Genomic DNA, 12,442 nt, shown 5'->3' with positions numbered 1-12,442 from the left:
AGTCAGTTCGCCACTTTCTCTCGGAGGTGGTCGGTGCCCGAGCCGGCGGAGGGAATTGCCGCGTGGGCGGGCTGCACTGCCGCGAACCGGACGGGTTGGCCAGTGCGTGAGGACTCATAGATTGCGAGCAGGATCCGCAGCGACTTCAGAGCGTCGTTGCCGGTGATGGCCGGCTCGGTGCCGCTCTCCAGCGCCTGGACGAAGTCCTTGACCTGCAGTTTGTGGAACGGGATGAGCTGGCTGTTGATGCTGGACAGATCGACGTTCGGTTCCACGCCTTCCGGATGGACAGGCTCGACGACGATTCGCTCGCCCACCGCCCACAAGTCCAGGCGGCCATCGCTGCCTTCCGGGAATTCCGTCAGGGACGCCGAGGCCCCTGTTTCACCGGTGATGCGGAGTTGGATCCCGAGGTTGGGCGACACCGCGGTGGAGGCCTGCAACGTTGCCATGGCCCCTGAGGTGAAGGTGATGACCGCCGTCGCCGAATCCTCTACCTCTATATAGTCGCCGTGGCGGTAGGTGTTGACCTTCCCGTAGACCTCGGCGACGTCCCCGAGGTACCACTGGAGGAGGTCGATCTGGTGGACTGCCTGGGACATCAGCACCCCACCGCCATCGGTTTCCCACGTGCCACGCCAGGCGTCGCGGTTGTAGTAGTCCGGGGCGCGGTGCAACATGACCGAGCACTGGGCCATGATGGCGCGGCCCAATGTGCCGTCGTCGATTGCTGCCCGGATTTTCTGCGACGCCGGCCAGAAACGGCGCTGGAACAGCACCCCCAGCTGGACACCGGCTTCATTGCAGGCTGCCACCATGCGTTCGGCGGATTCCAGTTGGGTGGCGATGGGTTTCTCGCAGAGAACATTCACCCCGGCTGCGGCCGCCCTCAGCACCACGTCCTCGTGGGTGGGGTGCGGCGTGCAGACGGAAATGATGTCCAGATCCAGGTTGAGGAGCTCATCCACGCTGGTCACGGCATGCGGGACTCCCCACGTCCTGGCTGTTGCCGAGGCCCGCTCCGGATCCACATCGCAGACGCCCACCATCAGGACGTTGTCCAAGGCAGCTAACGCTTCCAGGTGATTGCGGGAAATGGCGCCGCAACCCACAATTCCTACGCGGAATGGGCGGGCTGCCGGTACTGGCGAAGTCATAGGGTGATCCAACTTTCGGGGCAGGTGGGTCGGTTGCTGGGTGTGGAGGTAGTGCCGGTGCCGGGCGGCTGGGACGTGCCGCCCGGCGTCGTGCGTTCTGTTCTGGCAGGTGTTTTTACTTGATCCGCGGCTTGCCGAGGTCCTCCAGCGGAACATTGTAGGTTTCGCGGGCCGTCATGATGGCGATGGCCGAAGCCACCAGGCAGAGGATGGTGAAGCCCGCTACGGGCCACCAACCGTTCGGTCCGGGCTGGGCCAGGAGGGTTGCGATGGCCGGTGCGAAGCCAGCCAGGATCAGGCCGATCTGGCTGCCGATCGCCATGCCGGAGTAGCGGACGGCTGCGGGGAACATCTCCGGGAAGAAGACGGTCCACACCCCGTTCCAGCAGGAGTAGAAGACGGTCATGTTGAGGAAACCGAACAGGAAGATCAGGGCAATGTTCTGCTCGCTGATGGCCCAGAAGTAGCCGATGGTTGTCAGTGCGCAGCCAAGGGCTCCCACCAGCAGGACCTTCTTGCGGCCGATGCGGTCCGAGATCATGGCCGAGATGGGGATGGTCACCATGGACAGGCCGATGGTTACGGCGTTCACGGTGAGCATGAGCGTGCGGTCGATGCCCACGGCCGGGCCGGTGGCGTAGGCCAGGGCATACACGGTGAAGGTGGTCTGCATGACGGAGAACAGCATCACCACACCGACGCGCAGGACGTCACGCCACTGCGTCTTGAAAACTGCGACGGCGGGAATGGCCTTGGGCTTGTCCTGCTCCACGATTTCCTCGAACACCGGCGGCTCGTCCAGGCGGGTCCTGATCCAGTAAGCGACCGCGAGGACCACTACCGAAAGCCAGAACGGCACCCGCCAGCCCCAGCTGAGGAGTTGGTCTTCGGGCAGGGCTGCCAAGGGGATGAAGACTACGGTGGAGAGCACCATTCCGGAGGCGTACCCGGTCATCACGAAGCTGGTGAAGAACGCGCGGCGACCTTCGGGTGAGTGCTCCATGGTGAGGGTGGAGGCACCGGCGGCTTCAGCGCCGGCAGAGAATCCCTGGGCCAGCCGGCCCACCAGCAACAACGCCGTTGCCCAGTAGCCGATCTGCCCGTAGGTGGGCAGGAATCCGATGCCGATGGAGGCCACGCCCATGATCACCAGCGTGACCATCAGTGCTTGCTTCCGGCCTATCTTGTCGCCGTAGTGGCTCATCACCAGGCCGCCCAAAGGCCGGGCGAGATAGCCTACGCCGAACGTCGCCATGGCTCCCAGCAATGCCACTACGGGGTCACCGCCGGGGAAGAAGATCTTGGGGAAGATCAGGGCGGCGGCAGTGCCGTAGATGAAGAAGTCGTAGTACTCCAGGGTGGATCCAAGGAAGGAGGCGAGGGCCGCCTTCTTGGGCGTTTTGACGTGTTCAACCGGTTCTGTTCCAAGCGGCGATGCCGGTTGGTTGACGTCCGAGGGCGAGTGCTGCTGCACGTGTCCCATACTGTCTCCTCATTGAGTGCCGCGGGAAGTGGCACCGCCATGGTGCCTTGCCCGGCAAAGAATTAGATGAGTTCCCAACCGCCGGCTGCTGCTTTGTTGTGCAGCCCGCCCGGGGACCGTGGATGACGACTCCCATAGCTGTGCTCCAGATCACAGGCGATTGTTGCTCTGGAATCGACTGTAGGACCCGGATCACACCGCGCGGCGCAACTTCCCGTTGAACGGGACAAGTCCCGCGCGGGGGGTTAGTCAGTTCCGGGCGCGGGCTAGTCAGTTCCGGGGTGGGCTAGCCACGGACGGGAACCATACGGCCGGCGCTCGGCACCCATGGTCCGGGACAAACCGCGGCCTGCGGCCACCAGGACCGGAAGGAGCAGCCCGGCATCCTCGTCAACGGAAGGCACGACGGCGGAGATGGCACCTATGACGGTTTGGCCCTGGCCGAACACCGGCACCGAATAGGCCGTGTTCTCCTCGATCAGGACACCCACCAACCGGGCGTAGCCGCGCTCACGGATCAGGGCCAGGTGACTCCTGATCTTTACCGGGTCGATCTCCGTGGCAGCCGTGGTCTTCTCCAGCTTTCCTGCCAGGAAGCGGTCCTGCACCCAGCCCGGCATGTGCGCCATCATGGCCATTCCCGATGACGTGGTGTGGATGTCCAGGCGGCCCGCAACCTGCGCCAGGTTCATGACCGTTCCATGCCGGTCCAGGCGTTCGAGGTAGAGCACACTGTTGTTTTCCACATCCGGAATGGAGAGGGCCACGTGTTCCTGGACAGCGGCGTGGACACCTTCCAGGAACGGCAAACCACGGCGCCGGAATTCTTCCAGGGGGTTACTGCGGGAGGCCAGCTCCCACATTTTCATTCCGACGCCGAACTCTCCGGCCGCGTTGCGTTCCAGGAGCCCCTTGGCCGCCAAATCCATGGCCAGCCGGTGCACGGTGCTGCGGGACATCCCGGTAATCCGGACCAGGTCCTTCAAGGGAAGCCATGGCCGGCCTTTGGAAAATGCGTCCATGATCTTCACGACGCGTTCGATCACGGACTCCCCCGACGCCGAGTTGGCCATGATGCCTCCGTAGTGCTCTCCGGTCGGCTGCATCGCGGACCTCAAACCCAATATAGCCTTGCACTGAAGCGCAAAATCCGGGAGGCAACGTGGAACTGCGGCAAATTGAGGCCTTCCTGGCAGTAGCCGAGGAACTGCATTTCGGCAGGGCGGCAGAACGGCTCCGGATGGCGCAGTCACCGTTGAGCCAGACCATCAAGAAGCTGGAAAAGGGCCTGGGCGAGCCGCTCTTTGAACGCAACACCCGGTCCGTCACCCTGACCACGGCCGGTCACTCACTGTTGCCGCACGCCCGCAGGATCCTTGAGGAAGTGGATCTGGCACGCAGGGCCGTCAGTGCCGGAACCGGGACCATCTATGGAAAACTCGCCATCGGCTTCTCCGGCGCGTTGAACCACGCCACGCTTCCCCCGCTGACGCGGGCCCTGCGCCAGCACTACCCCCAACTCGAGGTAACGCTGCATGGGGGCTTGCTGACCCAGGAAGCCCTTCAACAGCTGGGCAATGGCGCCCTGGACCTGGCCTTCATCGGCCTGCCCATCGATGCCCTTTCCCTGGCCACCCGCCGTATTGCCACCGAGCGGCTGGGGGTCACGCTGCCGGCTGACCACCCGCTTGCAGGGCAGGCCTCCGTGGGGATGGCCGAGCTGGCCGGTGATCAGTTCATCACCATGCCCGCCGCCCAGGGGTCCACGCTGCGTGAGGTAACTTTCGCGGCGTGTGCGGCCGCCGGGTTCCGCCCCAGGATAGGCCAGGAGGTCTCGGATCCCTACACTGCACTGTCTCTGGTTGCCGGCGGTGTGGGCATCAGCCTGATGCCCGAGTCCATTGAGGGCATCATGCCCGCGGGCATCGTTTTCCTGCCCCTGGAAGGCGAGGAGGTCCTGCTATTCTCCGGGCTCGCCTGGAACCCGGTCGCGTTGTCGCCGGCTCTCCGCGCGGCACTCCGCATCGCTGAGGAAGTGCTCCCCTCCCCGGCGGACTAGCCATTATGTATTTTCTGCACATAGTTCCAGACCAACTAAGTATTGGACAGGACCTAATGAGTTGCCCAGCATTGAGGGAACCCCCATCCACTCAATGAAGAGGACAACTCCATGGCCACGTTTGCCGTTACCTACACCTACTCCCCCACGACGTCCGCAGACCGGGATGCAGTCCGCCCCACCCACGTGGAGTTCCTCAAAACCCAGTTCGACGACGGCCGCCTCCTCAAGAGCGGACCTTTCGGCCCCGAGGAATCACCTGGCGCCCTGCTGATCATCGGGGGCGAGACCAAAGCCGACGTCGAAGCCCTCATGGACCAGGACCCGTTCCAGAAAGCCGGGCTAATCGAAGAACGGACCATTCGGCAATGGAACATCTTCTTCGGTGCAGACGCGCCCCGGCCTGAGGCCCCGCAGCCCGCCGAACAGAACTGAGGCCCCTCCGTGCTTTCCGCGATCACCGTCTCCAAAGAGACCATTGCCTTTCGGGATTCCCCCGAGCCCACCCTTGAGCCGGGCCATGCCTTGGTCCGGGTCCACAACGTAACCCTCTGCGGCACCGACCTCCACATCTGGGAGGACGACTACCCCAGCGAGCTTCCCTTGGTCCAAGGCCACGAGTTCTCAGGCATAGTGGAGGCCCTCGCCCCCGGTGCGGGTCCGGGTACTGCCGGCGGTTCCGACCCTGGCGCCGCCAGCGGTTCCGCCGTCGGATTCGGGGACCCCGGCAACCACAACCTCAGCATCGGCGACCGCGTAGCCGTCAACCCCATCATCTATTGCGGCCAGTGCCGCCCGTGCCGCACTGGCCGGTACAACGTCTGCCAGGACGTGGGCTGCCTCGGCTGCTATTCGGACGGAGCACTCACCGAACTGATCAGTGTGCCGGTGGAAAAGCTGTGCCCCGTCCCGGACCACCTCCCCCTGGACATCGCCGCGATGGGCGAGCCCGCGTCCATCGCCATGCAGGCCGTCAACCGCGGGCGTCCCGAAGCCGGTGAGACCGCACTGGTACTGGGAAGCGGACCTATCGGGCTGCTGGCCACCTTGTATCTGACGGAGCTTGGAGTCAAGGTTGTCTGCGCTGACACTGAGCAGCACCGACTGGACCTGGCGGTGGAATTCGGTGCGGCGGACACTCTGCTTGTGACACCGGGACTGGCATTCCCGGATGAACACCAGGCGCCGAGGTTGGCGTCATTGACCGACGGGTACGGACCGCAACTGGTCATCGAAGCCACCGGCGTTCCCTCCTCCTTGGAGAACGCCATCAGGCTGGTTGCCAGCGCCGGGAGAATTGTCCAAGTGGGCATCTCGCCACGGCAGGCCACCGTCTCCATGAAGGACATCCCCTACAAGGAACTGGATCTCATGGGCAGCCGGATGAGCCTGAACCTCATCCCGGACGGGCTCGCCCTGCTGGCCCGGCACCCCGGTCAGGCCCGCGCGCTCATGACCCACCGTTTCGCTTTCTCCGACCTTGAGAAGGCGTATCGGCTGATGCAGGGCCGGACCGAAAAGATCGGCAAGATCCTGATCCAGATGCCGGCGGGAGGCACCGCATGAGCACCTCAATCATCACCGCACCCCACCAGCTCAACGCGAGCTACGACGTCGTGGTCATGGGCAGTGGTGCCGCCGGACTGGTGGCCGCCGTCCGTGCAGCCGATGCCGGACTGAGCGTACTGGTGGTGGAGAAGGCACCGCTTTTGGGTGGCACCACGGCTGCCGGTGGTGGCGTGATGTGGGCGCCGAACAACCACCTCGCCAAAGCCGCCGGGTACCAGGACAGCCAGGCCGACGGCGTCGCTTACCTGACAGAGGCGGCCGGCCACGTGATGACGGCCGGGGAAATTCAGTGGTACGTGGACACTGCGCCGCGGGCAGTGGAGTTCCTCAACCTGAAGACCAAAGTTTCCATGGTTCCCATTGCCCGCCCGGATTACCACATGGAGTGGAAAGGGGCCGCGGACGGTGGCCGCGGTTTGGACAACAACGCCTTTGATCCCCGGGACTACCCGGGACTTTCGGAGCTGATCCGGCCGTCGTCGTACTTTCCGCTGCTCACCATGACCGAGCGGGATCAGCTCAACGGCCGCTCAGCTGATCCGTTGCTGCTGGAACACCGGGCCTCTGCGGGGATCCGGACCATGGGCGGGGCCCTGGTGGGGAGCCTGGTGGCGAGCGCCGTGGATCGCGGCGTGCACATCGTGGTGTCCAGCCCTGTGGAGGACTTGTCAGCATCCGGCGCAGGGTGGAGCGTGCGACTCGGCGGGGTTTCCGCCGACGCGCCGGTGTCAGCGACCGCCGTCGTGCTTGCCTCCGGTGGCTTCGAGTGGAATCCGCGGCTGCGCAGGGCCTTTCTGCCGTATCCGGTGACGCCCATCAGTGCCCCGTCCAATGAGGGCGACGGCTTGGAACTGGGCCTCAAGGCCGGTGCGGCTGTGGAGGACATGTCAGCTGTGTGGGGTGTTCCGGTCATTTCGACGTCGGCCCATCAGTATGACGGTCAGCAGTCCGGGCGCATGGGAAACGTGGAGATGACGCTGCCGGGATCCATCACCGTGAACAGCTGCGGCAAACGTTTCGTCAATGAGGCCCTGAACTATCACGACGCCAGCCGGGTTTTCGCATCCATCAACCCGCACACCGGCCGGCAGCAGAACAACCCCGCGTGGCTGGTGTTCGATGCGGACTACCTGTCGAAGTATCCCGTGGCAGGCTCAGTGCCCGGCGAACCCGCAGAGTGGATGGTGTCCGCGCCAACCTTGGAACTCCTGGCACAGGAACTGGGCATCGATCCGGTTGGTCTTAAGGCCACCGTTGCCCGGTTCAACGCCGACGCAGCACTGGGTGTGGACACGGAATTCGGACGCGGGTCCACACCGCAGGATCGGTTCCTGGGCGACGCCGGAAACACTCCCAATCCCTGCCTGGCCCCCTTGCTGGCTGCCCCCTTCTACGCCGTTCCCATCCGGGCCGGTGTGCTGGGGACATCGGGCGGGCTGGCAACGGACTTCAGCGGCCGGGTGCTGGATAACCGGCAACAGGCCATTCCGGGTCTCTACGCTGCGGGCAATGTCTCGGCAGGTGTCTTCCGCAACAACTACCCCGGCGGCGGCGCCACCCTTGGCTCTGCGATCACCCGCGCCTTCGCCGTGGGGGAAGATCTCGCGGGCCGGCTGACGTAGCCGAATCCTGGGGGACACAAACGCTCGACGGCGACTACCGCCGTCGGGCGTTCTTGTTTGCGTTGCGAGGCCCGCTCTACACCCCACGCGCCCAAAATAGGACGCACACCAGGCCCCACAACACACACCCACCCACACACCCCCACGTTGCGGGGCCCGCTCTGCGCGGCACGCGCCCAAAATAGAGCGCACAAAAGGCCCCACAACGCAGCCCTCACTAGATGGGACTAGCGGGCGTAGAGCTCGGTGAAGTTCCTGAGCACCCGCATGGGCTCCGTCACGGATGATTCAAGGGCTGCGGCGATGAGTTCCTCGGCCTCGTGGGGCGGGAAGTATCCGGCGTTCTTGTAGATGTTGATACGCGTGATGAGGCCGTCGGCATCCAGTTCGGGGTGGAACTGCGTGGCGTAGAGGTTGTTCTTGATGCGGAACATGTGCACCGGGCACGCCGCCGAACTGGCCAACAGGACCGCATGTCCGGGCAGTTTGCTGCACGCTTCCTTATGCCCGACGAACGCCTCGAAGGTATTAGGGACACCGCGGAGCATGGGATCGCGCTCCCCGTCAGCCGTCAGTTGGATCTCTCTTGGCCCTACCGGTTCGCCAAAGCGGCGGTCAATGGTGGCTCCTTGATGAACGCCCAATGTACCAACGCCGTAGCAAGCGCCCAGGAACGGGAAGTCCTCGGCCACGATGCGGTCCAACAGCGATGAGAGTTCCGCCTCGACCCGGATCTGCGCTGCACTCTTTTCCTCCACAGGATCGCTGGAGGTGTAGGGACTCCCGCCCACGATCACGCCGGAGTAATCGGAGAGTTCAAGGGGCGGCAACGGCTCGGATTCCAGCCGCAAGCGGACAAGCTCTTCCGGTTTCAAACCGCAGTACCGGAGGTAGGCCTGGTACTCGTCGTCGGCAGCGGCGTCTTCGGCGCGGGTGGCCAGCAAAAGGAAGGGCTTCACAGGGCCAGTCTGCGTGAGGAATGGCTGAGGGACAAAGTGTGTTGCCAGCAGGAGGGGGTTTCTGACAGAGACTCCCTCGCATCGCCGTGGATGCATAACGTTGTACGGAACCCCCTATGAAACCCCATGACTCATCCCAAGAGGAGCACTCTTTGAAGCAGGACCCTGTGGTCGTCGGAACGCCATCACCCGAGGCGTCGCGTGCTGAAACGCAGCAACCGAAGAAGATCCCATGGGGCGGCCTTCTGGTTCTGGCCGCAGCGGGTTTCACCGCGGTGACCACCGAGCTCCTGCCATCCGGACTGCTCCCCCAAATCAGCCGTGACCTCGGAGTGGACGAGTCGGCAGTGGGTTCCCTGACTGCGGTCTACGCGGCCATCATCGTCTTCACGGCACTTCCGTTGTCCCGTTTCCTGGCGGGCAGGTTGCCGCGGAAGACCCTGCTCATTGCCACGGTGCTGGCCTTTGCTCTGAGCAATGTCTTCCTGGCACTGAGCCCGACCTTGGGCTGGGCCATTGGGGCAAGGCTCCTTGGCGGCATCGCCCACGGCATGCTGTGGTCCAGCATGGCACCGTACGTGGCGCGCATCGTTCCCGCGCATTCTGTGGGTAAAGCCATGGCGGTGGTGTTCAGCGGCAACAGCATCGCCTTGGCCGTCGGCGCTCCGATCGGAACATTGATGGGTTCCCTGATGACGTGGCGGGCCTCCTTCCTGGTCCTGGCCGGGGTGGGTGTGCTGCTGGCAGTTTTGGCTTTCTGGCTTCTCCCTGGCGCCCATGACCAAGCCAGCCAGAAGACCCCATCCCTCCGGGCAGCCATGAAACTCCCCGGCGTGATCGCCATTGCCATCGCCTGGCCGCTCCTGCTGCTGGCACATTTCACCCTCTTCACCTACGTTGCCCCGTTCCTTCTGGCCTCAGGGCTGCCGGAATCCGCCACAAGCCTGTCCCTATCCGTGGTTGGCATTGCCAGCCTGGTGGGTATCTGGATTGCCGGCATGACCGCGGACTCGCACCCGCGCACTTCGGTGATTGCCGCCGTCGGACTCTTGACTCTTGCGTTCGCCCTCCTGCCCGCAGTGGGCGGCACCTGGGTGGGGGCTTTCGGGCTGATGACGCTGTGGGGCATCGCCTTTGGTGCAGTAGGTATCTACAACCAGGCGGCGATTCTCCGTGCGGGCGGTGAACACAAGGATGCTGCCAACGGCCTCACCGTGGTGACCATCCAACTGGGTATTGCCGTGGGTGCCGTGTACGGAGCTTTCGCCCTCACCACTGTGGGTGCGCAACTGGTGCCGTTGGCGGCGGCGATTCCCACGGCGATTGCCCTGGTGATCATCATCGCGAGTCGTCGCGGCGGCTACCCTGCCGGGGGTCGGGAGAAGCGCCGTTAACATTGCCGAAACATGGCAGTGACGTGATCTTCATGAACCAGGGATTTCTGTAACTTACCTGCAACTTAGCTCTTCTGAGTCGGAAACATAGCTCACCGAATATTGATCGGGGGGTTGGCGTGGGCCGGGACAACGGCCCCGTTTGGGACAGGCTCAATGAGAAGGGAACGCAGGTGGAGATCTCTGCGCAACACGTCTGGATGATGTTGTCGGCGGCAATGGTGCTGTTCATGACCCCCGGCCTCGGCCTGTTTTACGGTGGCATGACCCGCGCCAAGGCTGCGCTGAACATGATCATGATGAGCTTCATCTCGGCTGGCATCGTGGGCGTGGTGTGGGTCCTGTGGGGCTACTCGATGACCACCGGCGACGGCTTCCTCGGCCTGTTCGGCAACCCCTTTGCACACTTCGGCCTGCAGGACCTGATCGGATCCCCGGACCTCATCAAGGCAGGCTTCGCAGCCACTTTCGCCATCATCACCGTGGCCCTCATCAGCGGTGCGATCGCCGACCGCGCCAAGTTCGGCGCCTGGGCAGTGTTCGTGCCGATCTGGATCACCGTGGTTTACTGCCCGCTGGCCTACATGATCTGGGGCGGTGGCCTCATGAGCGCCGGAGGTGCCGTGACCCAGGTCTTCGGCCAGGTCATCGACTTCGCCGGTGGCGCAGTGGTTGAGGTCAGTTCCGGAACCGCCGCTTTTGTCCTCGCATTGATCGTGGGAAAGCGTCACGGATTCGCCAAGGACCCCAACCACCGCCCGCACAACGTGCCTTTCATCATGATCGGCGCGGCCATCCTCTGGTTCGGCTGGTTCGGGTTCAACGGCGGCGCCGCCACCACGGCGGAGCAGGCCGGCCTCATCTGGATCAACACACTGGTTACCCCGGCTGCGGCAATGCTTAGCTGGCTCGTCGTGGAGAAAATCCGTCACGGGCACCCGACATCGCTGGGTGCCGCGTCCGGCGTCGTGTCCGGCCTGGTGGCCATCACGCCTTCCTGCGCCAACATCAGCCCGCTCGCCGCACTGGGACTGGGCCTTGTTGCCGGCGCCGCCTGCGCGGTGTTCGTGGACCTGAAGTACAAGTTCGGCTTCGACGATTCCCTGGACGTTGTGGGCGTCCACTTCGGCGCCGGCGTGATCGGCACGCTCTCCCTGGGCTTCGTCGCCTTCCCCACCGAGGGCACTGCCGGTGGCCTCCTTTACGGTGGCGGGCCGCAGCAGCTCATTGCCCAGACAGTTGCCGTGCTGATCACCATCGCTTTGTCCGGTCTGGGCACACTGGTGATCGGCCGGATCATTCACAAGACCATTGGATTCCGGGTTCCCTTGGAGCACGAAGTCACCGGTGTGGACCTCACCCAGCACGCAGAGTCCGCTTACGAGTTTGGCCTCACCGCCCACGGCCACTTCCGCCAGCAACAGGCCCACCTTTCAGCCCTCATTGGACGGAAGCCCGCTCCGGCTTCCGAGGCCAAGGAAGACAGCTTCGCCTAACGGCACCCTCAACAAACAGCAGCCGACGGCGGAACGTGAGTCCCGCCGTCGGCTGCTGTTTTGTGCGCGCCCCGGTTAGGCTAGCCGGACCCGTTCCAGATCCGCTGCCACCAGGTCCGTTTGCGCCGGGGTTCGGGCTCAGGCTCCGGCGGAGCTGCAGCGGCCCTGCGCTCCCGCCATTTTTGAACCTCGGCGTCCACGTCGCGGAGCTTGGTGATTACGGGAGGGCCACCTTGAAGTTGCCGCCGGGCTTCGACCACCCGCTTATTGAAGTCCTCCAGAAGGTCCCGGACCTGCTTGTCCGTGTACTGCTGGTCCAGCTTGGCATCGAGTTCCGAGTCCTCGATCCGCAACAAAATAGCGGGCGGGCCAATGCCGCTTAGCCGTTCACGTTGGATGAGCCCTTTGACCCACCAGTCGGGGTCGTAATGCTCCCCTAGTCCGGGGATTGGTTTGCCAGCGTACTTGAGGTTGTCGAACTTCCCCTGATTCATGGCGTCGCGGATGAGGTACTCAACCCGTGCGGCGTCGTCTACTTTCCGGCGCTTCTCGCGTTCTTCGGCATCGGCGGCCTCGAGCTCTGCGTCTTCCTCGGCATTGCCGCCCCAGGACCGCACGGCGCGCAGTTCCGCTCCCCGTTCAAGCTTCCGCCTGAAGGCATTGTTCTCGGCGTTCACGTTCCCGCCACCTCCTTACACGGCAG

At 64.1% G+C, this 12,442-nt stretch carries 11 protein-coding genes; 6 read left to right on the top strand and 5 right to left on the bottom strand.

Annotated features, from left to right (window positions below; translation table 11 throughout):
* Positions 1-2: 2 nt before the first annotated feature.
* The 3 genes from M1D51_RS03965 to M1D51_RS03955 form a co-directional block, all read right to left on the bottom strand.
* Positions 3-1,157, bottom strand: coding sequence for a Gfo/Idh/MocA family protein (locus tag M1D51_RS03965; protein WP_458108620.1), 1,155 nt, complete (start codon positions 1,155-1,157; stop codon positions 3-5).
* Between the two features lie 115 nt (positions 1,158-1,272).
* On the bottom strand, positions 1,273-2,640 hold the full coding sequence (locus M1D51_RS03960; RefSeq protein WP_172322401.1) for an MFS transporter: 1,368 nt from the start codon (positions 2,638-2,640) through the stop codon (positions 1,273-1,275).
* A gap of 266 nt (positions 2,641-2,906) precedes the next feature.
* Positions 2,907-3,746 (bottom strand): IclR family transcriptional regulator, encoded by an 840-nt coding sequence (locus M1D51_RS03955; protein ID WP_458108619.1) that lies wholly within the window; start codon positions 3,744-3,746, stop codon positions 2,907-2,909.
* A gap of 56 nt (positions 3,747-3,802) precedes the next feature.
* Here M1D51_RS03955 and M1D51_RS03950 point away from each other — a divergent pair, with 56 nt between their 5' ends.
* The 4 genes from M1D51_RS03950 (at position 3,803) to M1D51_RS03935 (ending at position 7,890) form a co-directional block, all read left to right on the top strand.
* Positions 3,803-4,699, top strand: a complete 897-nt coding sequence (locus M1D51_RS03950; RefSeq protein WP_458108618.1) for a LysR family transcriptional regulator — start codon at positions 3,803-3,805, stop codon at positions 4,697-4,699.
* 111 nt (positions 4,700-4,810) lie between these two features.
* Positions 4,811-5,134 (top strand): YciI family protein, encoded by a 324-nt coding sequence (locus tag M1D51_RS03945; RefSeq protein ID WP_458108617.1) that lies wholly within the window; start codon positions 4,811-4,813, stop codon positions 5,132-5,134.
* Positions 5,135-5,143: 9 nt separating this feature from the next.
* Entirely contained in the window at positions 5,144-6,265 is a 1,122-nt protein-coding gene (locus tag M1D51_RS03940) for an alcohol dehydrogenase catalytic domain-containing protein (protein WP_458108616.1), read from the top strand.
* Entirely contained in the window at positions 6,262-7,890 is a 1,629-nt protein-coding gene (locus M1D51_RS03935) for an FAD-dependent oxidoreductase (RefSeq protein WP_458108615.1), read from the top strand. Before M1D51_RS03940 ends, M1D51_RS03935 begins: the two co-directional genes overlap by 4 nt.
* A 227-nt stretch (positions 7,891-8,117) precedes the next feature.
* On the opposite strand, the gene M1D51_RS03930 is transcribed toward M1D51_RS03935, so the two are convergent.
* The gene (locus tag M1D51_RS03930; protein WP_458108614.1) at positions 8,118-8,849 is read right to left on the bottom strand and encodes a glutamine amidotransferase; all 732 of its coding nucleotides are present in this window, start codon (positions 8,847-8,849) and stop codon (positions 8,118-8,120) included.
* Between the two features lie 152 nt (positions 8,850-9,001).
* Between M1D51_RS03930 and M1D51_RS03925 the strand changes: the two genes are divergently transcribed.
* The gene (locus M1D51_RS03925) at positions 9,002-10,243 is read left to right on the top strand and encodes an MFS transporter (RefSeq protein ID WP_458108613.1); all 1,242 of its coding nucleotides are present in this window, start codon (positions 9,002-9,004) and stop codon (positions 10,241-10,243) included.
* A 173-nt stretch (positions 10,244-10,416) separates the two neighbouring features.
* Positions 10,417-11,739, top strand: coding sequence for an ammonium transporter (locus M1D51_RS03920; protein ID WP_458109539.1), 1,323 nt, complete (start codon positions 10,417-10,419; stop codon positions 11,737-11,739).
* Positions 11,740-11,819: 80 nt separating this feature from the next.
* On the opposite strand, the gene M1D51_RS03915 is transcribed toward M1D51_RS03920, so the two are convergent.
* Entirely contained in the window at positions 11,820-12,416 is a 597-nt protein-coding gene (locus tag M1D51_RS03915; RefSeq protein WP_458108612.1) for a DnaJ family domain-containing protein, read from the bottom strand.
* Between the last annotated feature and the right edge of the window lie 26 nt (positions 12,417-12,442).

It is taken from the genome of Arthrobacter sp. R3-55 (genome assembly GCF_054161505.1).
This window is presented reverse-complemented; position numbering and strand designations above follow the sequence as displayed.